The organism is Planifilum fimeticola, from assembly GCF_003001905.1.
Classification (GTDB): domain Bacteria; phylum Bacillota; class Bacilli; order Thermoactinomycetales; family DSM-44946; genus Planifilum; species Planifilum fimeticola.
The window spans coordinates 86,415-110,201 of record NZ_PVNE01000005.1 but is presented as its reverse complement, the minus strand read 5'-3'; the positions used below and the strand labels follow the sequence as shown (position 1 = coordinate 110,201).

General features: G+C 57.2%; 24 protein-coding genes and 4 tRNA genes. 22 read left to right on the top strand and 6 right to left on the bottom strand.

What is annotated here, in order from left to right; translation table 11 throughout:
- Nucleotides 1–46: 46 nt before the first annotated feature.
- The 8 genes from CLV97_RS04930 (at nt 47) to CLV97_RS04900 (ending at nt 9,494) form a co-directional block, all read left to right on the top strand.
- Nucleotides 47–274, top strand: coding sequence for a DUF378 domain-containing protein (locus CLV97_RS04930; RefSeq protein ID WP_106344412.1), 228 nt, complete (start codon nt 47–49; stop codon nt 272–274).
- A gap of 181 nt (nt 275–455) precedes the next feature.
- Entirely contained in the window at nt 456–1,163 is a 708-nt protein-coding gene (locus CLV97_RS04925) for a gamma-glutamyl-gamma-aminobutyrate hydrolase family protein (RefSeq protein WP_106344411.1), read from the top strand.
- Nucleotides 1,164–1,248: 85 nt separating this feature from the next.
- Entirely contained in the window at nt 1,249–2,247 is a 999-nt protein-coding gene (locus tag CLV97_RS04920) for a VanW family protein (protein ID WP_245891377.1), read from the top strand.
- A gap of 216 nt (nt 2,248–2,463) precedes the next feature.
- On the top strand, nt 2,464–3,462 hold the full coding sequence (locus CLV97_RS04915; protein WP_106344410.1) for a 3D domain-containing protein: 999 nt from the start codon (nt 2,464–2,466) through the stop codon (nt 3,460–3,462).
- A gap of 142 nt (nt 3,463–3,604) precedes the next feature.
- Nucleotides 3,605–5,065, top strand: a complete 1,461-nt coding sequence (locus CLV97_RS18510) for an SEC-C domain-containing protein (RefSeq protein ID WP_245891376.1) — start codon at nt 3,605–3,607, stop codon at nt 5,063–5,065.
- A gap of 53 nt (nt 5,066–5,118) precedes the next feature.
- A complete protein-coding gene (locus tag CLV97_RS04905) occupies nt 5,119–5,754 on the top strand; it encodes an AAA family ATPase (RefSeq protein ID WP_106344409.1) in 636 nt (211 codons plus the stop codon).
- Between the two features lie 2 nt (nt 5,755–5,756).
- A complete protein-coding gene (locus tag CLV97_RS18040) occupies nt 5,757–5,909 on the top strand; it encodes a hypothetical protein (protein ID WP_170070359.1) in 153 nt (50 codons plus the stop codon).
- Between the two features lie 333 nt (nt 5,910–6,242).
- The gene (locus CLV97_RS04900; RefSeq protein WP_106344408.1) at nt 6,243–9,494 is read left to right on the top strand and encodes a WIAG-tail domain; all 3,252 of its coding nucleotides are present in this window, start codon (nt 6,243–6,245) and stop codon (nt 9,492–9,494) included.
- A gap of 69 nt (nt 9,495–9,563) precedes the next feature.
- Here the strand turns inward: CLV97_RS04900 and CLV97_RS04895 are convergent, their stop codons facing one another.
- Nucleotides 9,564–9,911, bottom strand: coding sequence for a hypothetical protein (locus CLV97_RS04895; protein WP_106344407.1), 348 nt, complete (start codon nt 9,909–9,911; stop codon nt 9,564–9,566).
- A 158-nt stretch (nt 9,912–10,069) separates the two neighbouring features.
- Here CLV97_RS04895 and CLV97_RS04890 point away from each other — a divergent pair, with 158 nt between their 5' ends.
- Nucleotides 10,070–10,909 (top strand): PHP domain-containing protein, encoded by an 840-nt coding sequence (locus tag CLV97_RS04890; protein WP_106344406.1) that lies wholly within the window; start codon nt 10,070–10,072, stop codon nt 10,907–10,909.
- Here CLV97_RS04890 and CLV97_RS04885 read toward each other — a convergent pair.
- Nucleotides 10,889–11,353 (bottom strand): GNAT family N-acetyltransferase, encoded by a 465-nt coding sequence (locus CLV97_RS04885; protein WP_106344405.1) that lies wholly within the window; start codon nt 11,351–11,353, stop codon nt 10,889–10,891. The two genes, CLV97_RS04890 and CLV97_RS04885, sit on opposite strands and share 21 nt — an antisense overlap.
- Nucleotides 11,354–11,400: 47 nt before the next feature.
- Nucleotides 11,401–11,916, bottom strand: a complete 516-nt coding sequence (locus CLV97_RS04880; protein WP_106344404.1) for a YjcG family protein — start codon at nt 11,914–11,916, stop codon at nt 11,401–11,403.
- Between the two features lie 299 nt (nt 11,917–12,215).
- On the opposite strand from CLV97_RS04880, the gene CLV97_RS04875 reads away from it, so the two are divergent.
- From CLV97_RS04875 to CLV97_RS04845, 7 genes are all read left to right on the top strand, one after another.
- On the top strand, nt 12,216–12,761 hold the full coding sequence (locus tag CLV97_RS04875) for a phosphatidylglycerophosphatase A family protein (protein WP_106344459.1): 546 nt from the start codon (nt 12,216–12,218) through the stop codon (nt 12,759–12,761).
- Between the two features lie 144 nt (nt 12,762–12,905).
- On the top strand, nt 12,906–13,103 hold the full coding sequence (locus tag CLV97_RS04870) for a hypothetical protein (RefSeq protein ID WP_106344458.1): 198 nt from the start codon (nt 12,906–12,908) through the stop codon (nt 13,101–13,103).
- A gap of 66 nt (nt 13,104–13,169) precedes the next feature.
- A tRNA-Met gene (locus CLV97_RS04865) sits at nt 13,170–13,245 on the top strand.
- A 38-nt stretch (nt 13,246–13,283) separates the two neighbouring features.
- Nucleotides 13,284–13,360 (top strand) — tRNA-Asp (locus CLV97_RS04860).
- Nucleotides 13,361–13,366: 6 nt separating this feature from the next.
- A tRNA-Ile gene (locus CLV97_RS04855) sits at nt 13,367–13,442 on the top strand.
- 14 nt (nt 13,443–13,456) lie between these two features.
- Nucleotides 13,457–13,531: transfer RNA gene (locus tag CLV97_RS04850), tRNA-Val, on the top strand.
- A gap of 141 nt (nt 13,532–13,672) precedes the next feature.
- Nucleotides 13,673–14,797, top strand: coding sequence for a peptidoglycan DD-metalloendopeptidase family protein (locus tag CLV97_RS04845; RefSeq protein WP_106344403.1), 1,125 nt, complete (start codon nt 13,673–13,675; stop codon nt 14,795–14,797).
- Between the two features lies 1 nt (nt 14,798).
- Here CLV97_RS04845 and dinB read toward each other — a convergent pair whose 3' ends face one another.
- Both dinB and CLV97_RS04835 read right to left on the bottom strand, forming a co-directional pair.
- Entirely contained in the window at nt 14,799–16,016 is a 1,218-nt protein-coding gene (gene dinB, locus CLV97_RS04840; RefSeq protein WP_106344402.1) for a DNA polymerase IV, read from the bottom strand.
- A gap of 182 nt (nt 16,017–16,198) precedes the next feature.
- Entirely contained in the window at nt 16,199–16,621 is a 423-nt protein-coding gene (locus CLV97_RS04835) for a DUF1885 family protein (RefSeq protein ID WP_106344401.1), read from the bottom strand.
- A 224-nt stretch (nt 16,622–16,845) separates the two neighbouring features.
- On the opposite strand from CLV97_RS04835, the gene CLV97_RS04830 reads away from it, so the two are divergent.
- The 3 genes from CLV97_RS04830 to CLV97_RS04820 all read left to right on the top strand — a co-directional run bounded on the left by CLV97_RS04830 (nt 16,846) and on the right by CLV97_RS04820 (nt 18,095).
- Nucleotides 16,846–17,307 carry a hypothetical protein gene (locus CLV97_RS04830; protein ID WP_106344400.1) on the top strand — a complete coding sequence of 154 codons (462 nt, stop codon included), beginning with the start codon at nt 16,846–16,848 and terminating at the stop codon, nt 17,305–17,307.
- 126 nt (nt 17,308–17,433) lie between these two features.
- Entirely contained in the window at nt 17,434–17,736 is a 303-nt protein-coding gene (locus CLV97_RS04825; RefSeq protein WP_106344399.1) for a DUF3055 domain-containing protein, read from the top strand.
- Nucleotides 17,737–17,972: 236 nt separating this feature from the next.
- Nucleotides 17,973–18,095 carry a GapA-binding peptide SR1P gene (locus CLV97_RS04820; RefSeq protein WP_106344398.1) on the top strand — a complete coding sequence of 41 codons (123 nt, stop codon included), beginning with the start codon at nt 17,973–17,975 and terminating at the stop codon, nt 18,093–18,095.
- 111 nt (nt 18,096–18,206) lie between these two features.
- Here CLV97_RS04820 and CLV97_RS04815 read toward each other — a convergent pair whose 3' ends face one another.
- Entirely contained in the window at nt 18,207–19,739 is a 1,533-nt protein-coding gene (locus tag CLV97_RS04815; RefSeq protein WP_106344397.1) for an aminotransferase class I/II-fold pyridoxal phosphate-dependent enzyme, read from the bottom strand.
- Between the two features lie 313 nt (nt 19,740–20,052).
- On the opposite strand from CLV97_RS04815, the gene CLV97_RS04810 reads away from it, so the two are divergent.
- The 3 genes from CLV97_RS04810 to CLV97_RS04800 all read left to right on the top strand — a co-directional run bounded on the left by CLV97_RS04810 (nt 20,053) and on the right by CLV97_RS04800 (nt 23,748).
- Nucleotides 20,053–21,816 carry a 2-oxoacid:acceptor oxidoreductase subunit alpha gene (locus CLV97_RS04810; RefSeq protein WP_106344396.1) on the top strand — a complete coding sequence of 588 codons (1,764 nt, stop codon included), beginning with the start codon at nt 20,053–20,055 and terminating at the stop codon, nt 21,814–21,816.
- Nucleotides 21,816–22,679: a 2-oxoacid:ferredoxin oxidoreductase subunit beta gene (locus CLV97_RS04805; protein ID WP_106344457.1), complete on the top strand. Its 864-nt coding sequence runs from the start codon at nt 21,816–21,818 to the stop codon at nt 22,677–22,679. The genes CLV97_RS04810 and CLV97_RS04805 overlap by 1 nt, the downstream gene beginning before the upstream one ends.
- A gap of 235 nt (nt 22,680–22,914) precedes the next feature.
- The gene (locus tag CLV97_RS04800; RefSeq protein WP_170070358.1) at nt 22,915–23,748 is read left to right on the top strand and encodes a PhzF family phenazine biosynthesis protein; all 834 of its coding nucleotides are present in this window, start codon (nt 22,915–22,917) and stop codon (nt 23,746–23,748) included.
- Nucleotides 23,749–23,787: the final 39 nt, after the last annotated feature.

The window sequence follows — 23,787 nt, the reverse complement described above, 5'->3', positions numbered from 1 at the left end:
GGGGGTTGACATACTATGGGCGAACCACCAAAAAGGGGGTTGCAAGATGCGTCGATTGGCTCTGCTACTGGTGATTATCGGAGCACTCAATTGGTTGTTGGTGGGTTTGTTTCAATGGGATCTGGTTTCGGCGATTTTCGGGGGAGACGCGACGCGTGAATCCTCCATGATCAGCCGAATCATTTATGCTCTGGTGGGGTTGGCCGGTATTTACGCGATCAAGTTTTTGTTTGAAGATCGCGTGCCCGCCGGGGATGCCGGAGGCGATCAGTAACCCTGGGAGTTGCGAAGGCTGGAACAGAAGAACCGTTTCCACGGGAGACGGTTCTTTTTTCATGGGGAAACAGCGGGCGGGAAATCAAAGCGGCAAGGTCGTATGGATATAAGGGAGAAATCATCATGCGGGACCGTCGGGGGACGCCCCCGGACGGTTTCGTCCAGACGGAGGGGAGAACATGAGCATGCCTGTCATCGGAGTGACCGCCTCCCGGGATGATCGGGGAACCCTGTCGGTCGGCAAGGAATATCTGGAGTCCGTCTTGAAGGCGGGGGGGCTTCCGCTGATTGTTCCCTATGTGGAGGATGCCGAGTCGATTCGGAGGATCGCGGAGCGGATCGACGGATTGCTGTTGACCGGAGGTGGAGATATCGATCCCGCATGGTTCGGTGAAGAGCCGATTCCCGGACTGGGGTGGATCGATCCGAAGCGGGATCATCTGGAGATCTGCCTCGTCCGAAGGATGTTGGAGGAAAACAAACCGATTTTGGCCATCTGCAGAGGGTGTCAAATTCTGAATGTGGCCGCCGGCGGGGACATGTTCCAGGATTTGTACGGGCAGCGGGAAGGACTTTTGCAGCATCAGCAGAAGGCGCCCCGTTTCCACCTTTCCCATTCGGTGGAGGTGGCTGAGGGTTCACTGCTGCACCGAATCGCGGGGAGTTCCGCCATAAAGGTAAACAGTTTCCATCACCAAGCCGTTCGAAAGGTGGCCCCGGGTTTCATCGCCTGCGCTACGGCGAAGGACGGAGTGATTGAAGGGGTGGAAAGCGTCCGTCATCCTTTCGTCCTGGGGGTGCAATGGCATCCGGAACACCTGTCCGCGACCGACGACGTCTCCCGACGTTTGTTCGAGGCCTTTGTCCGGGCGGCTTCATCGGACTGATTCCGTTTTGAGCAAGTAGCTGCATAACTTCCCCATGATACCCCCCTTCCCTTTGGAGCACACTACAACCAGAAGGGGGGTGTGTGTGATACGGGTGCTCTTATCCTTGTTATGCCTGCTGTCTTTGCTCGGATGTCATTCGGTTCACGAGGAACAGTCCGCAGAGCGCCTTCTGCCCATCACCCACCAGCGGGAAGTCACCCGTCCGATTCCCTTTATCCTGAGGGCGGATGGGAAAGAGTGGATCCTGGATCTTCGCCGGATGGGCTATGATGGAGTCGATCCCACAACATTGGACCGCGATGCCTTTGATCGATGGCTTAGGCCCATCGAACGGGAACTTTATCGTCCTCCCCGTTCCGCCCACTTTCGCAACCGGGTTCTCCAGCCCCATCAAACCGGAAGGAAAGTGGACCGGCAGGCGATCGAAGAGTGGTTGGACGTGATCCACGCATACATCGGACGGCCCATGGAGGTTCCCTTCATTCCTCTGAAACCGTCCATCACCACATCCGATCTCAAGGGGATCCGCCAAAAGCTGTTGGGGACCTACACCACCCGCTTCAATCCCGGAAACATCAACCGGACCCACAACATCCTGTTGTCCACGAAGGCGATTGATCATGTGGTGGTCGGCTCCGGAGAGGTGTTTTCCTTCAACAAGACCGTCGGACCGCGCACGCGGCAACGCGGATACAGACCGGCTCCGGTGATCGTCAGGGGAGAGTACAGTGAAGGAATCGGAGGCGGCATTTGTCAGACCTCATCCACGTTATTCAACAGCGTCGACCAGGCCGGGCTCCGGATCATCCAAAGGGTCAGCCACAGCAAGGAGGTCACCTACGTGCCCCCCGGAAGAGATGCCACGGTTTCCTGGGGCGGACCCGATTTTCAATTCCAGAACCAATTGGATCGGCCGATTCTGCTGGTGGCATCCGCACGCGGGGGATGGTTGACGGTTTCCGTCTACAGCTCCGCGGACATTCAGCACCGAAAGCGATCGGTTCCCGCACCGCCCGAGGAAGAACCGGACACGCAGCGGACCCGGCCCGATGAACCCAATGCCCGCTTGGGAAATCCATAGCGGGCAGGGATTCCGGCTTGTGCCCCTCCAGATCAGGGGCACTTTCATTTTTCAGGAAAAACTTTCATGGAACCGAGTGAGGAAACCCATCGCGTCAAATCGTCGTTAAGTTATTGAGAATGCGCATTTGGTAATATGGAAAAGGCCGTATCTCATTTGCTATAATAAAAGGCGCTATTCGAACTAATCTGTTGTTTGTGCAAAAGGAGGCCTTGGATGAGGAAAATCGCATTGATCGCCCTGGGGGTCATCGTTCTACTCCTCTCCGGCACCTTGGCCGTATATGCAATGCGAAAAGAGGTTACCGTCTCCTTTACCGATAAAGAAAAACCGGTAAAACTGCAGGTCCTGCGGGGTACGCTGGCCGAGGCATTGGAGGGGCACGGTTATGATGTGAATCAGCTGAAGAAGCAGTACATATCCAGCGTTCCGTGGGATCAGCCCATCAGCGACGATTCGGTGATTCAGCTGACCTGCAATTGTTCCGTCTCCCTGGAGATGGGAGGCAAACGCGTCGGCACCTACAAGACGAAGCAGCTCACCGTCGGAGATTTCCTCCGGGAGCGGAAAGTGGACTTAAGTCCCTGGGATGAAGTAAACACACCCCTGGATGAGCGGATCAAGAACAACATGCTTATCGTCGTGGACCGCGTTGAAAAGCGGATCAAGAAAAAAGTGGAGACGGTTCCCTACAAGACCGTGAAAAAGAAGGATCCCCAGCTGGCCGACGGGGAAGAAAAGGTGGAGAAGGAAGGCAAGAAAGGAAAGCGGATTTTCGAAGTCATCGTGACCTACAAAAACGGAAAGTCGATCGACACCGCGGAAAAATTGATCGAGGAAATCGATCCCGTCAACAAGGTCGTCAAAGTCGGAACGGGAGAGAACGTGACCGCCGCGGAAACCACTGCGAGGGCGGCGGCGGGACGCATCGCCGGCCACGAATATGTCAAGACGATGATGGCGGAAACCACGGGGTATACCCACACGGGCAGTCGGACGGCGACCGGAACGTGGCCGAAAAGGGGAACACTGGCCGTCGATCCCCGGGTGATTCCCCTCGGAACCAAAATCTACATTCCGGGATACGGCGTGGGGGTGGCTGAAGACACCGGGGGCGCCGTGAAGGGAAATGTGATCGACCTCTTCTTCGAGACCCGGAATGAGGCCATCCGGTGGGGAAGAAGAAACGTGACCGTCTATATCCTGAAGGATTGATGGAGTGGAAACACTCCGATTTTTTTCTTTTTCTCTTCTTTCTGGAAAAGATTTGGCGTCCGGCGCAGGTTGGTGCTTTGTTTCCGCGGGGGTTCGTTGTATACTGAAAAGTGGAGGAGATTTCCTGTGAGGTGTGGATTTCATGGTCGGGCGCAACGATCCCTGTCCCTGCGGAAGCGGACTCAAATACAAAAAGTGCTGTGAACGGGTGGTGGCTTTCCGGTCCGCCGAGCGCGCCCGGGAATCGCGGGAATCGGAAGTGAAATTGGCCCTTTTGACTGAGCTGAACGAGTGGTTTGATCGACAGATGACGAAAAAAGCGGTTTCCGAATGGGTCGATCATTTCAAAACCGCCATGGGTCTCCCCCTCCATCAACCGATTCCTTCCAATTATTTTCACACTTTTCGTTTCTGGCTTCTCTTCGACGCTCCTTGCATGGACGGAAGGCGCCCCGCCGATCGCTGGAGGGAAGTGGTGACTCCCCTTCCGGATCGGGAAAAATGGGTTGAGGAACTGTGCCGAATCCACCTCGGTTGTTACGAGGTGTTGGAGGTCGGAGGGGATGAGGCCCGCGTCAGACCTCTGCCTTGGGGGGAAGAGCTTCCCGTCCGCGTGGCTGAACCGATAGAAAAAGGGGCAATCGTCATCGCCCGCCTCTCTCGGTTGGGTAACCGGTACGAATGGTTTGGCCCTTATACTACCTTTTTCCACGAGATGAGAGGGGAGATACTCTTGTATCTGAAGCAGTTCGCGGACAAGGAGAAGGAACTCGGTCGTGATTTCTGGGTTCGGGAAGGACTCGGTGTCCTGGGATGGTCGATCCGACGCGCCAAAGACCGTGAGGAGATTTCCAAGATCATTGAATCGGTGGAAGAAGTGGCGCCGGCGGCGGAGAATTTGATCCCGGCCTCCCTGCCGGAATTGCCCGAAGGGGAGCGGAATTGTCCGGAAGCGGTGAACCATCAGTTGCAGCTGTTTTTCGAGGATGTGGTATCGCCGCTGCAGCGGAGAACTCAGGAGCTGTATGGACGGACGCTTCGCTTTTTCCGCGATTATGTTGCCACCCATTTTGGAAAAGCGTTTCATTGGCGTCTTTTGACCGAGGATGTTCTGGAGCACTTATGCGGCGTATGGTACGTGGATCAAGCAGAGGGGACCCCGGTCGGTTCAAAGATTTTTCTAAACACGCTGAAGCAACTGTTCCGCTGGTTGAATGAACAGGGAATGGCCTCCGTGTATTCCGCTTACCGGCCGGTATACATCAAACTGATCCGGTCGTTGCCGATGGCGCTGGAAGCGAAGCGCTGGATCAGGGAGCACGGGGTCCAACGGGGGGAGATCAAAGCTCCGACCTTGACGGGCACTTTCATGTTGACCCTTTCGGCGTCGGGCCCCCTTCTGGCTGTGGGCGGCAAGTGGCTGCCCATCAACCTGCGGGGATATCCTCCCAACTGGACGGACAACCGGTTTTGGGTGAGGGGGGTGGTGGCGGTCCGGCAGTGGGACAGCTTCCTTACGGACGTGGAAGGGGTTTACCCCGTGACCAAGGAGTGGAGCGCCGCCGCACCCGAAGCCAAGATGTCCGTGGAGAATCATCCCTGAGAAGCGGCCCGAATGGAGGAGGCCGCTTTTTTCTTTGGTTAAAAACCGTCGGAATGACAAAAATACCTAGGGAGGCGGGCGAGGACGACCGCCCAATCCTTTGCGGGACGGGAGTGAAGGGCGTGGCCGTCACCCTCCATCTGCCTTCCCGAAGTCTGGTTTTGTTGTGCGGGGCTCCGGGATCGGGAAAATCAACTTTTGCCGAGCGGCATTTTTTATGGTCGCAAGTCGTTTCCTCGGACCGATGCCGGGAGATGGTTTGCGACGACGAGGAGAATATGGCCGTTCATCGGGAAGCCTTTTCCCTATTGAGGCTCATCGTCCGTTTGCGCCTCTCCCTGGGGCGTTTCACCGTGATTGATTCGACGGCTCTGGAAAGAAAACATCGGACGGCGTACGTCTCGATGGCTGCGCAATACAACTTCCATCCGGTGGCCATCGTCTTCGACGTCCCCTATGAGCTCTGCCTCCGGCAAAATGAAAGCCGCAGCCGCCGGGTTCCTCCCGAGGCGATTCGGCACTACCACAACCTGCTGCAAAAGACGAAAATCTCGGTGAGAAATGAAGGCTTTGACAGGGTGTTCATCCTGAGCCCGGAACAGATTCGGACGGCGCGGATTGCCTTCGAGGATAAGGATGAAAAAGAAGGGGACAATAAACGGAGGAATTCACGGGAAAGGGGAGGATGAAATTGATTCGTTTCTTGCGAAGATACATGGGTCGCAGGCGGGAGGAACAGATCAAGGAATTGGTCAACGAAGTGGGGCGGGAGTTGGGAATGGAAGAGAAACCAGACCAACGGAATGCCGGCCGAGAAAAGGAAAAGGAGCAGGATCGCCCTTAAATCGCGCCATCATCTCCCCTGAATAACAGCCGGGGAAAAGCGATGATCCCGGTGGCTCAAAAACGCGGCCAGCCCCCTTTCGGTTTAGTTGATGGAATGGGCAATCCCCGTTCCCGATTCGTCACGCCCTTCGGGGGTTGTTGAAGGATCAAAAGGGACGTTTTTCATCAAGGCGCTACAGCTGCAAGGAAAAATTGATCGACCTGGCACTCCGAAAGGGGTGCTCTTTTTTGTGTCTGCAGGACGCATGCCCATTTTCACATGTCCGCAGTTTCCGCATTCGTCCTAGACGAATATACCTGTGATTAAGATCGGGATGAAAGGAAGGATAACGTGAAGAAGCGAAGGAGCGCCAAGCAGCATCCAAAGAGGAATCTCTTCCCGGACGAGCGGATTCTGGACATGTTGGACCGGATCGCGGATGAGGAACAGAACGAGCTGTTCCGTCGCAACAAGAAAACTGCGCAACGAAGTTCGGAATCGATCGGCCGGTCATCCGCTTGGCTAAAACCTGCAGAGGAGGCGAATATCTCCGGAGCGGAGGAAACCAAGGAACAAAAACCTTACTCCCGTGAACCCGGAGAGGCCAGCTCGACGCCGTCCGATCGCCGCTTGTTCATTTACACGGATCAATTGGCGAACAACGCCGTTACCAACGAGAAATTGGCCAATCGGTCCGTCGACGGTTCCAAAATTCAGTACGGGAGCATCAGCAGGGACCATTTGGCCGACTTCTCTGTGGATGAATCCAAATTGGCGGAAGGGGCGGTCATCGACGCCAAAATTGCGCCCGGATCGATCAAGGAGCATCATCTTGCCCCGGAATCGGTCAGCGGGGATCACATCCGGCGGGAGACCATCCAGGCGAAACATCTGAAGGAGAACAGCATACCGGGAGATCGTCTGACCGATCGTTCGATCCATGGAACCAAACTGAAGGAAGGCAGCATTCAGTCGCATCACTTGGCCGTCGGTCACGTTCAGGGCAAACACCTGGAAGATGAGACCATCACGGCGCAAAAGATCAAAAGCGGTTCCATCCTCTCGCGCCACTTGACCAACGACAGCGTGGATGGCACCAAGTTGGCCGACGAATCGGTATCCGCATCCAAATTGCAGAGGGGAGCCGTCACCTCCGAGAAATTGTCTCCCGGGTCCGTGAAATCGACACACCTCGCCCCTTCCTCCGTCAAAAAGGAACATCTGACGGACCGGGTCATCGAGAGCCGACACCTGATTGATGAAGCGGTCACCTCCTCAAAAATCGCCGCCAATTCGGTCGGAAAGGTTCATCTTCAGGAGCAGTCGGTATCCGGTGAACATCTCGTTTCCAAAAGCGTTCAGGAGAAGCATCTGGCCGACCGCTCGGTGACCCGCTCGAAGATCGCCGAGCGCGCCGTGGCCTCCGATGCGATCGACGACGGAGCCATCCAGGGTCGGCATATTGGTGACGGCGCCATCGGAGAACATCATCTGGAAGAGCGTTCCGTTGGCAGCAACCATCTCAAGGAGGGAGCCATCCGGGGTGAAAATCTGGCGGATAATTCCATCCCCGGCAGCAAGCTGGTCGATCGATCCATCACCACGTCGAAGATCGCTCCCGAATCGATATCCACCGACAAACTGGTCGACTATTCCGTCACAACCATCAAGTTGGGAGAAGGTGCCGTCACCTCAGGAAAACTGGCCCATGCGAGCGTGAAGGATTATCATCTGGAGAACGGTGCGGTCAGCGCCGACAAGCTGGCTTCCGAGAGCGTGTTGGGACACCATTTGACGGATTCGGCCGTCACCTCCGAGAAACTGGCTCTCAACAGCGTAATGAATCATCACTTGACGGACGAGGTCATCACCTCCGAAAAACTGGCCCCCGAAAGCGTGATGCGGCACCATCTGGCGGACGGGGCGATCAGTTCCGAAAAACTGATGCAGGATAGCGTGACGGAGCAGCATTTGGCGGACGGTGCGGTGAGCTCCGGGAAGCTGGCGCCGGAGAGCGTGACGGAGCAGCATCTGGCGGAAGGAGCGGTCAGCTCCGGGAAGTTGGCTCCCGAGAGCGTGATGCGGCACCATTTGGCGGACGGGGTGGTGAGCTCCGGGAAGCTGGCGCCGGAGAGCGTGACGGAACAGCACTTGGCGGACGGTGCGGTGAGCTCCGGGAAGCTGGCGCCGGAGAGCGTGACGGAGCAGCACTTGGCGGATGGTGCGGTGAGCTCCGGGAAAATGGCCGCCGGGAGCGTGACGGAGCAGCATCTGGCGGACGGTGCGGTGAGCTCCGAGAAACTGGTGCCGGAGAGCGTGACGGAGCAGCACCTGGCGGATGGTGCGGTCAGCTCCGGGAAGCTGGCGCCGGATAGCGTGACGGAGCAGCACTTGGCGGATGGTGCGGTGAGCTCCGGGAAGCTGGCCCCCGAGAGCGTGACGGAGCATCATCTGGCGGAAGGAGCGGTCAGTTCCGGGAAATTGGCTCCCGAGAGCGTGATGCGGCACCATTTGGCGGAAAGGGCGGTCAACTCGGCGAAGTTGGCTCCCGAGAGCGTGATGCGGCACCATTTGGTGGACGGAGCGGTCAGCTCCGGGAAGCTGGCCCCGGAAAGCGTCATGGAGCACCATTTGACGGACGGCGCCGTCACGTCTGCGAAGATCTCCGTCGGGAGCGTGACGGAAGAGCACCTGGCGGACGGAGCGGTCGGCTCCGGGAAACTGGCGCCGGAGAGCGTGACGGAAGAGCACCTGGCGGACGGTGCGGTGGGCTCCGGGAAGCTGGCGTCGGAGAGCGTGACGGAGCATCACCTGGCGGAAGGAGCGGTCAGTTCCGGGAAATTGGCTCCCGAGAGCGTGATGCGGCACCACTTGGCGGATCGGGCCGTCAGCTCCGGCAAACTGGCCCCCGAGAGCGTGATGAAACACCATTTGGTGGACGGAGCGGTCAGCTCCGGGAAGCTCGCCCCGGAAAGCGTCATGGAACACCATTTGGCGGAGGGTTCGGTCTCGTCCCGGCACATTGTTCAGGGCGCGATCTCATCCGAACATCTCTCTTCGCAGTGCGTCACCGGCGAGGCCCTGGCTGACTTGTCCGTGACCGGTGAAAAGATCGCCGACGGATCCATCGGGCCGGAAAAACTGAGTTTCCCGATCTTTTCCCAGCCGGTAATGCAGTGCGGAACCGCCGCCTTTTCCATCGCCGAGTACGAACGGGAAACCGAAGTGGAGGTGCCGCTGGATTTCCCCTTTGCCCATGAAGGATACGTGGTCGTGGCGATGACCGATCGGTCCGGGTGCTGGTCGGTTCTTCGGGAGAGAAGGGCGGCGTCTTTCACCCTGGTTGTGCAACGTGACGGCACCGTCGGATCGCGGGTGGAGGGTACAGTCTTCTGGATCGGAATGCACCACCGGCCGATCGGCGAAGCGCTTCAACCCGAGGAAACCGAACCGGTTTCGCCGACGGAGGAAGATGAACAGGAACAGGATGTGCTCCTGTTGAACGGAGGAGCAACGGAAGCCGCCGAAGACATCTCTTCGGATGAAGCGGTTTCCACGATTCAATCGATCGATCCTTCCGGCGAGACCGAGAAGGAAGATTGATCAACGGACAAAAGAAACCCTTTTTCCGTCATCGGCGGAAAAAGGGTTTCGTCATGAAACGCACTTTTCTCAGCGGTATGACGGAGTGCGCAGGTATGAGGCGATTTCAGCGATTTTTTCGTTGGCGGCGGTCAATACGGAGGAGGGAATGGGCTGGTCCCGTAAATTGCCCTTATTGCGGTGGATGGAAGGTCGGCCCAATCTCAGCAGGGTTTCGTCGGAGGAACCGGAGTTCGGATGAGGGGAATCGGTGGGGATGCGCAGGCGATAAACCGTTCCGGAGGCGACATCTTCAATCCGAATGTCATAAATGGGCGGATGCTGTTTCCGGCGAACAAATCCTTGGGATGTCAGCGTCTGATCGATCACCCGACGGGGACAGACGATACCCGTGATGCGCTTGGCCAGTAACCGCATGTCGCTCCTCCTTCAAAGGAATGGTTTCCCTACCCCTTTTCCCTTCCTGGACGAGATTAAATCGCATTTTTCATGAATTTCGGTAAATAAGGGGACGACTATTTTAATTTATGCGTCCATGGTTTACGATATGATCAGTGACGATGGGAGGGATTGCATTGAACCGAGCGGATCTTCACACGCATACCACGGCTTCCGACGGATTATATTCTCCGGAGGAGCTGGTGCGCGCGGCCCGGGAAGCCGGGTTGGCCGCCGTCGCCGTGACGGATCACGACACGGTGGCCGGGGTGGAGCAAGCGATGAGGGCGGGCGAGAAATGGGGGATCGATGTGATCCCCGGCGTGGAAATCAGTTCCCTCGCGGAGGGAAAGGAGATCCACGTGCTCGGTTATTTTCCGAAGGGAAAAATCGATCAGGAGTTCGTGGAGAAGCTTCGCTCGCTTCGGGAAGTCCGCCGAAAGCGGAATGAAATGATCGTGGAAAAGTTGAGGGAGCTGGGGATCCCGATCACGATGGAGGAAGTGATGGCCAAGAAGCGGGGACAATCGCCGGAGGCGAACGTGGGCAGACCTCATATCGCGGAGGTGCTGGTCGACAAGGGCTTCGCATCATCGATCGATGATGCCTTTCATCGCTTCCTGGGGAAAGGCGGAGCGGCCTACTGCACACCGCGCCGCATTTCCCCCGTCGAGGCAATCGGTTGGATCTCCGAGGCGGGAGGGGTTCCCGTTTTGGCCCATCCGGGAATTTATGAGGACGATGAATTGGTTGAGACGCTGATTCAAAACGGCCTCGCGGGACTGGAGGTTTATCATCCGGATCATGACCCGGATGCGGAACGCCGTTATGAAGCGTTGGCCGTAAAGCACCGACTGATCATGACAGGGGGTTCCGATTTCCACGGGGAACGCCACGGCATCCCCTATCACGGCCCCCTCGGAAGCCGCACCATTGAATGGAATGGCTTGGAAGCCCTATTCGTCCTGAAACGGTGAAAATGATTCCACCGGCAAACGCTTGGACATTTTCAGGTGGGGGATACCGGCGTCCATAAAGGGAGCACCCTGAACCCGGTACCCCAATTTTTCGTAAAAGGGGACCGCGTGGTCCTGGGAGTGCAGGATGATTTCCGAAACTCCCGATTGGGCGGCGTAACGTTCGATCCGTTCCATCAGCACGCGTCCGATTCCCCGCCCCCGGTATCGGGAGAGGACGGCCACCCTTTCCACCTTGCCTACCTTTGGCGCGATGAGACGGAATCGGGCGGTTCCCACAACGGTATCCGAAACATAAACTAGAAAATGGGAAGCGGTGGCATCCCACTCATCTTGCTCCAGCGATTCCGGGACTTGCTGTTCTTTTACGAAGACGTCCCGACGCAGGGCGAGGGCGGCGTTCTTTTCCTCTTCCTTTTCGGCCTTGATGATGCGGATCTCCATGTAGCCCGTCCCTCCCGGTGCCTGTTTCCCTTTTTAGGGAGTTGTGATCAGTTTCTTCCCCTGAGCAGGAAGCTTTGATAGACGGTCCAGGACTCGTTTTCCAGCTGATACAGCAGGTGAAACCGGTCGACGATGCTCGTCAGGTCGAATTTTTTCATGCGAAGGCTGCCGTAGACGTCGTGCAGCTCATCGTTGGACAGATCCTGCCCGATGGTCAGGTGCGGGGTGTAATCGAACCGGCGTTCGTGGTAGATGGGGTCCGAGTTGATTTTTTCATGAAGCCTGGTCACCGGTTCGCCGTCGGTCAAAGCCAGATAAATGACGTTGTTGATGGGATGGAAAGTGCCGACCTTGTGAAAATGGATGGTAAAAGGTGCGGTTTCTTCGGCGACCCGTTCCAGGTGTTTCACGACTTGGGGCAATTGTTCATCCTCAAGCTCAAAGGCTTCCTTCAGGGTGATGTGCGGCTGGATCAGCGTGTAGCGGGGATCGTAACGTTTCCGGAACGAGTTGGCCACATCCTGCACCTTTTTTTGCGGAAAAATGGCGACTCCGTATTTCATAAAATTCCTCCTTCATGACTTCATGATAAGATAAGCTGAAAAAACACCGTCGGGGTGCGGAGGGGGTGTACCGCCAAAGCTCCGCATGACAATTACTAAAGCGGCGGCACACCCCCTTCAGCTGTCTTCCGTCCTTGAGAGCGGGTCGCCGACAGAAAAAAGGCAATCATTCTTATTATACCCCGACCAGTTGGAGGGATAAAGAGCAGATGCCTCCGGACATTTCCGATCCGAATTGTGGTATCATGAAGGGGATCCTTCCCAAAAATTCACATGGCAGTGGAAAAGGAGTGAATCGGATGGAAAGAAGACGGGTTCACAGCCGGGAAGTGAAAGAGGCCGCATTGAAACGGCTGCGCGAACGGGGGGTGACGATCGAAGAGATTGCGGAGATCGTCTACCGGATGCAGGCGCCCTACTGTGATTATTTGACCTTGGATCACTGCGTCGAGAGCGTGCTGGCGGTCTTGGAGAAAAGGGAGATCCAGCACGCCATTCTCGTCGGTATTGAATTGGATCAATTGGCGGAAAAAAAGCGATTGTCCGAACCCCTCCAATCGCTCGTCGAAGGGGACGAAGGGTTGTTCGGCTGCGATGAGACCCTGGCGTTGGGATCGGTTTTCGGCTACGGCAGCATTGCCGTCACGACTTTCGGCCATCTGGACAAACAGAAGATCGGAGTCATCGGCCGGTTGGACAACAAGAAGAACGGGAAGGTCCATACGTTTTTGGATGACCTGGTGGCTAGCATCGCCGCTTCGGCATCCAGCCGGTTGGCCCACCGGTTGAGGGACGAACAGGAGCAGTCGGACGCGGAGAAATTGAAGGATATCAGTGCGGGATGACCCCCCGCGCGGGAAAATGAGGGACTGCGGGAGTGCATTCGTTTCATAAAAGTGCTTGGGCCCGGGCGGCATGAAACCGGCATCGGGTAGATACACTATTTCGTGGAGAAAACGGATTCCGTTCATCCCGAAGGAGTGGAGATCATGAGCTGCTGGATTTACTGGGCCAAACTGTACGATTCCCGCTTTCAAGCCCGATGTCTGGCCGCGCGGATGATGGAGGACTGGTGGGTTTACGGGTATGACAGCCCGGCGGAAGTGGAGGTGTTTCGTTCAAAGGGCGGACGTTACGGGGTTCGTTACATCTGGCGAAAGGATGAAAAAGGAAGCAAAAAAAATTAAAAATACCCCTTGCATTGTTCGGCGACATGTTGTATATTTATAGCTGTCCTCACTTGAAGCCATCGACGCGGGGTGGAGCAGTCGGTAGCTCGTCGGGCTCATAACCCGAAGGTCGCAGGTTCAAGTCCTGCCCCCGCAACCAAATGAAACGAGGAAAACGGGCGTTCAGCCCGATTCCATGGAGCTGTGGTGTAGAGGCCTAACATGCCTGCCTGTCACGCAGGAGATCGCGGGTTCGAATCCCGTCAGCTCCGCCAGGATGTGGGCCTATAGCTCAGTTGGTAGAGCGGTCGGCTCATAACCGATTGGTCACAGGTTCGAGTCCTGTTGGGCCCACCATGATCCACCGTTTTGGGCAGTTAGCTCAGAGGGAGAGCGCTTCCTTGACACGGAAGAGGCCATAGGTTCGATTCCTATACTGCCCACCACAAAAAAGCACCTCGCTTGCGAGGTGCTTTTGCTTTTTTCGTTATCCGGTCTTTCACGCCTGTTTTTGGATGGGGGTTTCTGGTCGGTACATCCCGACTGTGTTAAAATGAGATGGATAAAACTCGGGTAAGGAGATACCCATGGGAAGACCTACTTTACTCGTTGCGGTGGCGATCCTCAGCGTTTTTCTGTGGATGTTTGTTCCGTTTAACCTTTTGAATCAGCACCTGCCCTGGCTTCGCACACCGGAGAAGCCGCAGGAGCAGACGGCTTCCCCTCCCCGTCCGGCGCCCTCCAAAAAGGCGGAGAAGTTGTCGGCGAAAGTGGAGGTTCCCTTCCGGAAGGAAGACGGAGTCATCACCTTCCGGCTGTCCGACCTGAAGGAAAAGTTGCGGATCGATTACGATTATGACGCCAAGGAAGGGCTTCTCACGATCCGCCAAGGAAAGGTCCACCTGACCATGTTGAGGGAAACGCCGGTTTTGAGCCGAAACGGCGTTTATTTACCCGTCGAGGCGTATCCCATCATCCGTAAAGGAGAAATACGGATCCCCTCCGTCGTGGTGGAAGAGGGATTGGGCAGGCAGGTGGAGATTCGCGATGAATATGCACTGATCGAACAAAACGCTTCGGTCCCGGTCATGGCGGAACCCAAGCGACTTGAAGTCCCCAAGGGTGACGCTCGGGGGCTGATCGATTACCTCTCCTTTCTGGACACGCCGATTCGGGGGGCTCGGGTAAGCACGAAGGATTCCCACCTTCCCGGCGCCCCGCGTCCCTACCGGAACGGAGTTCATGAGGGGCTGGATTATTTCAGCTGGACCAGCAGGATATCCATCGATTCCCGGACTCCGGTGATTGCGGTGGCGGATGGGGTGGTTGTCCGCGCCGACCACGACTATCAGGAGATGTCGGAGGCGGAGCGGAACCGCTATCTTCAGATCGGCTCTCAAAACGGGGGGCAGACGCCGCAATACATCCTCGACAAGATGCGCGGACGGTCCGTATGGATCCAGCACGAAAAGGGGGTCCTCTCCCGGTATTGCCACTTAAGCCGCATTCACGGCGACATCACCGTTGGGAAAAAGGTGAAAAAGGGAGAAGTCGTCGGTTATGTGGGAAACTCGGGCACCAGCGACGGGGCCAAGCGCAGCAACGCGGGGATGCACCTTCACCTGGACCTGTTCATCTACGGCGAGTGGCTTTGGGATGACTTCACCCCCGCCGAGCGTCGCCACATTCTCCAGAGCATCCTGGACCGGTAGGTCAGATGCGGTGCCCGCCGATTTTGCCGGCCCGGTCGACGAACACGCTGGCTCCGGTGAGGGAGCGGGCCCAGAAGATGCTGGTCGTTCCGAACCGGTTGCGGATGGCGTCGATGGCCTCCGCCAACCGTTGCTCCCTTTCCCGTTTCCCGAACAGGTCCAGCTGCATCACCCGGTCGGAGGACAGGTTGCTCAGGGTGATTCCGATCAGGCGAACGGGCCGGTGATCCCAGTGACGCCGGAGCAGAACCTCGGCCGCTTCAAACACTTTTCGGCCGATGTTCGTGGGTTCGGAAAGGGTGAGGGAGCGGTGGACGGAACCAAAATCGAAGCTTCGGAGGGTGAGGGAGACCGTCCGGCCCGTATAGCCGGCCTTGCGGGCCCGGGCGGCCACTTCCTCCGCCAGTTCGCGCAGGACGGTCCGAAGGTCGCTCACCTTCGTGTAATCCCTCGGAAGGGTGAATTGATGTCCGATGGACCGGTTTTTATCCAGGCTGCAGGGATCGACCGGGCTGGAATCGACGCCCCGTGCCGAGCAGTGAAGAACCCGGCCGATGATGCCGAATCGCCGTTCAAGCATCGCAGGATCCGCTTGAGCCAGATCTCCGATGGTGCGGATGCCCATTCGCTGCAGGTGTCGGGAGATCCTCGGACCGACTCCGAACAACCGGATGACCGGAAGGGGCCACAACCGTTTTGGAACGTCTCGTTCCGTCAGGACGGTGAGCCCGTCCGGTTTTTTCATTTCAGCGGCCATTTTGGCCAACAATTTGTTGGGGCCCACACCGACGGAACAACGGATCCCCGTCTCCCGCAGGATTCGTTCCTTGATGCGGCGGGCCGCCTGGATTCCGTCCCCGAACAGCTTTTCGCACCCGGTGAGTTCCACAAAGGCCTCATCGACGGAAAACGGCTCCACGAGCGGGGAGAACTGGTGTAAAATGTCCACGATCTGCGATGACACGCGGAGATAGGTGGCCATGCGGGGAGGAACCAGCTCGGCCGGGGGACAAAGCCTTTTCGCTTCGAACACGGGCATTCCGGTTTCCACTCCGTATTCCTTTGCCTCGTAGGAAGCGGCCAGCACGATGCCGTGCCTCCGCGAGGGATCGCCGCACACGATGATCGGACGGTTTCGCAAGGAAGGGTTGAGGGCTTGCTCCACACTGGCGTAAAAGGCGTTCATATCCGCCAACAGAACGGTCCGCCTCCGCTCCATACCTCGCCACACCTCCGAACAAACGTTCCTAATATAGGATATCCGCTTTTGGCGCGGATGAGAAGAGGAATATTTTTACAAGGGAGGGGAGGCATGGGCTGATTTAACCGAATAATCGAAAAAAAAGAAGCGACGGGCTGAGGTCGCCCGTCGCCGGGGAAGCGGCTGAAGGGTTTCCCGGATCATTTTCGGGGGTAAAAATACATAATCCGACCGTTAAACAGGCGGAGTTCCCCCTGGAACGCCTTGGCGAGATAGCGGCAAAATTCATTGGCCTTCGACTTATCTCCGTGGGTGGCGCCCGGAGGAATGAGGATTTGAATGGTATGGCGGCCTCCCTTTTCGGCGGGTTCCTGCTTCACTCCGATGAGCAAGCCGCGGTACATCTTGGGATCTTTTCCCTTGAGGACCAGCCAGCTGTTTTCGTTTTCCGTCCGTTCCTCCACCGTATAGGGAAAGGCGGCCTCCTCATAAGTCCAGCCCAGCTGGCGCCCGGTGCGGGAAGCCATGTCGACGTACCGGTCCAACTGTTCCTTGACGTCTTTCAGGGAAACCTCCGTCTGCGTCGAATTTTCCACCAACCGTATCCATGCGCGGTTGTCCATGTTTTCCACCTCTGATTTGTAGAAAAAGTCCCTTTTTGCTTTGGGCCGGCTGCCCCTTTTCATCTTAACACTTGGATGGATTCCATTACAATCGGGGCGGGTATGGAATGTAAGAGAGGTTTCGTTGACGAGTCGATTCCAATCATATAAATATTATGAAAATATGTTGTTCGGTTGTTCGGCATGTGATACACTGAGAAAACATCCGGAGGAGTCGATGGGGGATGGATCCGATGCGCAAGGCGGACCTCATGGATGAAATCCGCTCGAAGATCGGCGTCATGGCGGACAAGTTGGAAGGGGATATCGAGGCCTTATACAGGTATGTGATTGAGACCCTGTATGAGCACGTTTCCACCTATCGTTACGTCGGCATCTACCTCACCCGGGGATATGAATTTGTGCGTTTTCATTATGCCGGTTACAGTTCACACCCCCCCGTGATCCGGTTTGGACAGGGATTGCACAGCTTGACGGCTGCCCGGGGCAAACTGGTTCGGGAGCGGGTCGGCCGGTGGACGGAAGTGCTGGTGCCCTTCTACAAAGGGCATCATCTGATCGGAGAACTGGTCGTCATCGGGGAGCCGGAGGACGGCATCGACGAGGAAGATCTCGCTTTGTTCCGAGAAATCGCCTCCCTGCTGGAAGCGAAGGTGAAGGAATGCAATTCTTCGAGGGATGATTGAACGTTTGGGCGTATGAAAAATGGGGTAAAGAAATGAGACGCTGATTTCTTGGATGAGCCGATATCACATACAGGAAAGTGAGGGTGATTTGACGAGAAGAAACTTCAGCGCGAAGGGGGATTGCTGATGAGCCACTACGAGCGCCTGTACGATGAGTCCGAAAAGGTGAAGGTCCGTTTCGTGGGTTTTGTTTCCGAGCACGGACGTTACGATTTCGGGATCATCTATACCAAGATGTTTTTCGGAAAGCCCCTGGTGGTCTGCATGCAGACCGGGCGGTCGTCGCTCCTTTCCCTGGAGGACGCGGAAAACCTGGAATATCTCCAGCGGGTGTACAATTTGCGGTCCCGCGAGGAAGCGGAGGAGTTGTCCGTTTTCCTCCGCACCAATCTCCCGGCGCTGACGATGGAGTCCGAATCGGAGATGTGAGATGCCGGGATGAAGCCGGGTGAATCGATTTTCCCGCCGAATCGGAAAGGCGCGGAATCCGGAAGGAGACCGTGCCGGCGACCGGGTGAATCGATTCACCCTTTTTTTGTTTTTTTATGGGGGATATGATCTTAATCGACCCCTGTTGACGATTATGGTATAACTTATTATACTATAAGTGTCATACCAATTAAAGCGCTTTCAGTCAAGCTTCCGGGAGAGGAGACGAAAGTACGATGGAAGTGATCGTCTGCCAAAGCTGTGATGAGATCATCGATTACCTGGAGACGGAAAAGGCCGGAGTTCTGTACGGAAAGTGCCCGGGGTGCAAGGAAGAGAATTCGATGGAAGAGCGTTGACAAACCTTTTCATGTAAGGAAATCGGCCATCCCCATACAAAAAAACCCGTGTCCGGAAAAGACGCGGGTTGAACCCCAGAGGGGGTTTTTTATTTTGTGCTATTCTTTGTCCTATTCGTCGATGACGCGGATCATCCGGATTTCCGGGTCTTCCGGTCCCTGGACAGGGAGTCCCACCCGCATGTGTTCCCGGATGTAGTTGATGTTGGTGCGGGTGATTCGCTCTCCCGGAAGGAGAACCGGTATGCCGGGAGGGTAAATCATGATGAATTCGGCGATGATTCTTCCGGCGGATTCATCGAAGGGAACCGTGGTGGTTTTCGCGTAGAAGGCGTCCCGCGGAGAAAGGACCAGTTCAGGGATATCCGGCAAGCGGATGCTGATCCGGTTCCTTCGGCCTGCTGTGTAGTATTCTCTGGAAAGTTCCGCAAGCGCCCGGACCAGGGTGTCGATCGTCTCCGGGGTGTCCCCCGGGGTGATAATGCAGAGGATGTTGTAGAGATCGCTCAATTCCACCTCGATGTTCCAGCGGCTCCTGAGCCACTTTTCCGCATCGTATCCGTTAATTCCCAGTCCTTTCAGGTGGATGGTCAATTTGGTTTCATCCAGGTCGTAAACGGCGTCGCTCCCCAGGATTTCCCTGCCGACGCAATTGAGGCCGGGGATGGCATTGATTCGCTCCCGGGCCAGGGCGGCGAGAGAGAGGGTTCGGTCCAGCATTTCCTTCCCGCGCGTGGCCAGATGCCGCCGGGCGGCATCGAGGGATGCCAGGAGAAGATACGACGTGGATGTGGTGGTCAGCATGCTGATGATCGACTGTACCCGCCGCGGGTTGACCCGCTGAGACCGGATGTTGAGGATGGAACTTTGCGTGAGGGATCCGCCCAGCTTGTGCATGCTGGTGGCCGCCATATCCGCTCCGGCCTGCATGGCGGACAGGGGCAGCCGTTCGTGAAAGTGGGTGTGGACCCCGTGGGCTTCATCCACCAAAACGGGGATGTTCCATCGATGAACCGTCTCGACGATTTCCGCCAAATTTCCGGCAATCCCGTAGTAGGTGGGATTGATGAGAAGAACCGCTTTGGCATCCGGGTGCGTCCGCAGGGTTCGTTCCACGTCCTGGACGGTGACGCCGTGGGCGATGCCCAGCTGCTCGTCCATCACCGGATGAACGAACACGGGATGCCCCCCGGCCAAGATGATGGCGGTCAATACCGATTTGTGCACGTTACGCGGAACGATGATCTTGTCGCCGGGCGAACAGACGGAAAGGACCATCGTCATGATCGCTCCGCTGGTGCCCTGGACGGAAAAAAAGGTGTGATCCGCCCCGAAGGCTTCGGCCGCGAGCTTTTGCGCCTCCTGAATGGGACCGTGGGGATGGTGCAAATCATCCAGCGGTGCGATGTTGATCAAATCGATGGACAGGGCGCGCTCTCCCATGAAATCGCGAAACTCCGGGTCCATCCCCTGTCCCTTTTTGTGTCCGGGAATGTGGAATTGAAGGGGGTTTCTTGCTGCATGTTCTTTCAGCCGCGTAAACAGTGGCGTGAGTTGTTGCCGATTGTTCAAGGGTGTTTCCGCCTGCCTTTCCAGAATTAACGACAATAAGTATATCAGATGCCCGGAGAGATCAAAAGGCATAATCGGCCCCTGGGATGCCGGAAAAATCCGCCTTTAAAGCGGACGGGGAGGGCGGGTCAAAACCCGATCGGATTTCCGAATGTTTTTGCAAGGGAATTTCGGGGAAAGAAACATGATGTAACACCTCGTCGGCATTGATTGGGACAGTTTTCTCGGATCTCGGCAAAAAATGAGGCCGGTTCCCCCTTCGACCTGTTGAAAAACATGGTTTATTTCGATAAGCTTAGCTTGACAGGGAGCGGCTGAAACCGCTGTCCGCCGAAAAACGCGGAGGTCTGTTATATATCAAAGTCGGAGGAAGGTGAAACAGACCATGACAGAATTGACCTGGAAAGTGGGCGGTGCCCAAGGGGAGGGGATTGACAGCACCGGCGAGATTTTCGCCATGGCGCTGAACCGGCGGGGACATTACGTCTTTGCCTACCGTCACTTCATGTCCCTGATCAAGGGAGGACACACCAATTACAAGGTTCGCGTCACTCCCCGGAAGACGGGATATCACGGAGACGGGTTGGATATTCTGATCGCTTTCGATCAGCGGACAGTGGACGAAAACGGCTGGGAGCTGAATGAGGGGGCGGCTCTCATTTACGACTCGAGCCGGATTCGGTCGCTCAAGGCCCCGGAGGGAAAGAACATCCGCCTCTGCCCGGTTCCGGTGACGGAGATGGCCAAGGAAGTGGGCAGCCCGATCATGAAAAACATGATCGCTTGCGGCGTGTCCGCCGGTTTGGTCGGTCTTTCGCCGGATGCCTTCGATTCATTGATTGAGGATCGTTTCGGCAAAAAAGGGGAGCAGGTGGTTGCAAAGAACAAGGAGGCCGTGCAGAAGGGATACGACTATGCCCTCGCCCATTTCGGCCAGCTGAAGGAGCTGCCGGATCCGGAACCCGAGGAAGACGGGGGAGGACACCTTTACCTCTCCGGAAACGAGGCCGTCGCGTTGGGGGCGTTGGCTGCCGGATGCCGTTTTCTCGCCGCTTATCCGATCACGCCGGCGACGGAGATCATGTATGCGGCGCTGGCTCACTTCCCCCGGTTCGGCGGGAAAGTGATCCAGGCGGAGGATGAGATCGCTGCCTGCATCATGGCGATCGGCGCCAACTATGCGGGCGTGCGGGCGATGACTTCCACTTCCGGCCCGGGCATTTCCCTCATGCAGGAGGCGATCGGCCTGTCCGGCATCACCGAGACTCCGCTGGTCGTGGTGGATGTGATGCGGGGCGGTCCGGGAACCGGTTTGCCGACCAAGACGGAGCAGTCCGACCTGAATGAATTGTTGCACGGTTCCCACGGGGAGATTCCTCGGATCGTACTGACCCCCACCACCGTGGAGGAGTGCTTCCGATACACCGCCGAAGCCTTTAACCTGGCGGAGAAGTATCAATGTCCCGTGATCGTGGCCACCGACATGTTCCTGGGCATGTCCAAGCAATCGGTGCCCGTGAAAGCGATTGATTTCTCGTCGGTCCGCATCGATCGCGGCGAGTTGATTTCCGATGAAGAGCTGGCCCAGTTGGCTCCGGGGGCATATCGCCGCTACACCGTGACCGAGTCGGGAATTTCCAAACGCTCGATTCCGGGTCAGAAAAACGGCCGCTTCGTCGCTTTGAGCAACGAGCACGATGACGGTGCCATCGAGGAGATCGAGGATCCCCGGACCCGGGTGGAGCAGATGAGTAAGCGCTTGCGCAAGTTGAAGGGATTTGACGCGGATGCCATCGGATACAGCTACGACGGCCCGGAAACCACCGAATGGACGCTGGTCGGTTTCGGATCCACCGCCGCCCAGATTCGAGAGGCCGTCGAAGTCCTGCGCAGCAAGGGAATCCGGACGGGACACCTGCAGCTCCGGGTGTTGAATCCCTTCCCGGATGCTTCGGTGAAACGAGTTCTTGAGGGAGCGGAGCGCATTCTGGTGGTGGAGAACAACGCCACCGGCCAGCTCGCCGAACGGATCCGCGCCCGGGTCGGGTTCCACGACAAAATCGTCAGCTGCCTGAAGTTCAGCGGAGATCCCTTCACGGTGAAGGAGATCCTCGGGCATGTTCATCAGGAGGAAGGGGTGACGGCGTGATGGCGACCATCAAGGATTTCCGAACGAACAATCGACCCACCTGGTGTCCCGGGTGCGGCGACTACGCGGTGTTGTCTTCCCTGCAAAAGGCTTGTGCCGACCTGGGGTTGGCTCCGGAGGAAGTGGTTCTGGTTTCGGGGATCGGATGTTCGGGGAAAATCTCCCAACACTTCGGTTCCTACGGTTTCCACAGCCTCCACGGGCGGGCATTGCCAACGGCGACGGGGGTGAAACTGGCCAACCAGGACCTCACGGTGATCGCCGCCGGGGGAGACGGCGACGGATACGGGATCGGGATGGGGCACTTCGTCCACGCGGTGCGGCGCAACATCGACCTGACCTACATCGTGATGGACAACCACATCTACGGTCTGACCACCGGACAGCTTTCCCCGACCAGCGAACGAGGGTTCAAGTCGAAGACTTCGCCGCAGGGTTCCGCGGAGGAGCCGGTCAAGGCGGTGGAAACCGCCATTGTCAACGGCGCCAGCTTTGTGGCTCAGGCCTTTTCCGGAGATGTAAAGCAGATGACGCGCCTTTTCGAAGAAGCGATCCGCCATCGCGGTTTCGCCTTGGTCAACTGCTTCAGCCCGTGCGTCACCTTCAACAAGGTGAACACCTATGACTGGTTCAAGGAAACGCTGGTCAATCTGGACGAACGGGAGGATTACGATCCGACCGATCGGGAAGGAGCCCTTCGCCTCCTGCATGAAACGAAAGGAGTGGTCACCGGGGTCCTGTATAAACAGGAACGCCCCGTCTTCCACGAGGAGATGATCGGGGCGAGCGAGGTGGCTACGGCCAAGGTGGATCTCCGACTGAAGGAGGAAGACGCACAGGCCCTGCTGCAGAGCTATCGCTGATCGAGAGCACCCAAGATCTCCCGCCTTCGGGCGGGTTTTTCTTTTTTTGTCCGGCAGGGCCTGTTATATAATTTATGTTTATATTATATTATTGTTATAATACAACATCAAACAAAAGGTGCGAATGGCCAAAGAATTTCCGTGACCGGATGTTTCCGGCTCCGGAAGTTTCCCATCCAATCCTCATCCGGATACCGAAAGGAAATCGGAGATGGAGATGGCGGAGGAATCGGAAATGAAAAAGGTTTTTCTGGCCCGGGTGTTTCACCGGGAATCGATGCAGGGGAATTTGACGGGGGTGGTGGTTTGTCCCGAGCCGCCCAGTCCCGGGGACTGCCGGTATATCGCCCGTCGGCTGGGATTTCCGGACACCTGTTTCGTCTGGAGGGGCGAATCGGGAAATTGGATTCACCGGACGTTTTCCCCCTTCGAGGAGCTGTCTTTCTGCACCCAGACCCTCCTGGCCGGGGCGGCGACGCTGCAGGAAATGGCGGGGCCGGGGGGTTGCTCCTTTGAAACGGCGGTCGGTGCGGCGGTGGTGCACCGGGACGAAGGTCTTTATTGGATCCGTCAGGAGGTGGAGGCGGCCCGTCCGCTGGAGGACCGATCCGTCCTCTCCCGGCTGGGACTGGGGGAGGGGCTTCTGGCCGGGGAACCAGCCGTCACCGGCGGAGCCCGGCCGCGGCTGTACATCCCCCTTCCTTCCCCGGACGCTCTGTATCGGTTGACCTTATCGCCGGAAACCGTCTTGAAGATTTGCCGGGAGCAAGGTTTAAAAGGGCTTTGCTTTTTTGCCGTGGTGGATGGGGGGCTCATCGCTTTGCGGGTCTTCACCACTTCCCTGGGGGGAGGCGAAGATGCGGCGACCGGAGGGGCGGCTCTCGGATTGATCGGTTACCACCGGTTTCGGCCGTTGGGTTTGTCCGGGCGGGTGCGGGTGGAGCAGGGGCAGGCGGAAACGGAAAAAAGGGGATGCCTCCGGCTCCGGTGGAGCCCCGCCTCCCCGTCGGTGTGGCTGGGGAGTCCGGTGGACGTGTTGGTGCGGGGAACTCTTGTCGAGTCGGATTGATCGGAAAAGCCCATCGATGGACGGCGCAGATTCCGGATG

Excerpts from the sequence above, each read along its gene's own strand:
- CLV97_RS04930 (WP_106344412.1), top strand. The coding sequence starts at position 47 with ATGCGTCGATTGGCTCTGCTACTGGTGATTATCGGAGCACTCAATTGG.
- CLV97_RS04925 (WP_106344411.1), top strand. The coding sequence starts at position 456 with ATGAGCATGCCTGTCATCGGAGTGACCGCCTCCCGGGATGATCGGGGA.
- CLV97_RS04915 (WP_106344410.1), top strand. The coding sequence starts at position 2,464 with ATGAGGAAAATCGCATTGATCGCCCTGGGGGTCATCGTTCTACTCCTC.
- CLV97_RS18510 (WP_245891376.1), top strand. The coding sequence starts at position 3,605 with ATGGTCGGGCGCAACGATCCCTGTCCCTGCGGAAGCGGACTCAAATAC.
- CLV97_RS04905 (WP_106344409.1), top strand. The coding sequence starts at position 5,119 with ATGACAAAAATACCTAGGGAGGCGGGCGAGGACGACCGCCCAATCCTT.
- CLV97_RS04895 (WP_106344407.1), bottom strand. The coding sequence starts at position 9,911 with ATGCGGTTACTGGCCAAGCGCATCACGGGTATCGTCTGTCCCCGTCGG.
- CLV97_RS04885 (WP_106344405.1), bottom strand. The coding sequence starts at position 11,353 with ATGGAGATCCGCATCATCAAGGCCGAAAAGGAAGAGGAAAAGAACGCC.
- CLV97_RS04880 (WP_106344404.1), bottom strand. The coding sequence starts at position 11,916 with ATGAAATACGGAGTCGCCATTTTTCCGCAAAAAAAGGTGCAGGATGTG.
- CLV97_RS04875 (WP_106344459.1), top strand. The coding sequence starts at position 12,216 with ATGGAAAGAAGACGGGTTCACAGCCGGGAAGTGAAAGAGGCCGCATTG.
- CLV97_RS04870 (WP_106344458.1), top strand. The coding sequence starts at position 12,906 with ATGAGCTGCTGGATTTACTGGGCCAAACTGTACGATTCCCGCTTTCAA.
- CLV97_RS04845 (WP_106344403.1), top strand. The coding sequence starts at position 13,673 with ATGGGAAGACCTACTTTACTCGTTGCGGTGGCGATCCTCAGCGTTTTT.
- dinB (WP_106344402.1), bottom strand. The coding sequence starts at position 16,016 with ATGGAGCGGAGGCGGACCGTTCTGTTGGCGGATATGAACGCCTTTTAC.
- CLV97_RS04835 (WP_106344401.1), bottom strand. The coding sequence starts at position 16,621 with ATGGACAACCGCGCATGGATACGGTTGGTGGAAAATTCGACGCAGACG.
- CLV97_RS04830 (WP_106344400.1), top strand. The coding sequence starts at position 16,846 with ATGGATCCGATGCGCAAGGCGGACCTCATGGATGAAATCCGCTCGAAG.
- CLV97_RS04825 (WP_106344399.1), top strand. The coding sequence starts at position 17,434 with ATGAGCCACTACGAGCGCCTGTACGATGAGTCCGAAAAGGTGAAGGTC.
- CLV97_RS04820 (WP_106344398.1), top strand. The coding sequence starts at position 17,973 with ATGGAAGTGATCGTCTGCCAAAGCTGTGATGAGATCATCGATTACCTG.
- CLV97_RS04815 (WP_106344397.1), bottom strand. The coding sequence starts at position 19,739 with ATGCCTTTTGATCTCTCCGGGCATCTGATATACTTATTGTCGTTAATT.
- CLV97_RS04810 (WP_106344396.1), top strand. The coding sequence starts at position 20,053 with ATGACAGAATTGACCTGGAAAGTGGGCGGTGCCCAAGGGGAGGGGATT.
- CLV97_RS04805 (WP_106344457.1), top strand. The coding sequence starts at position 21,816 with ATGGCGACCATCAAGGATTTCCGAACGAACAATCGACCCACCTGGTGT.
- CLV97_RS04800 (WP_170070358.1), top strand. The coding sequence starts at position 22,915 with ATGAAAAAGGTTTTTCTGGCCCGGGTGTTTCACCGGGAATCGATGCAG.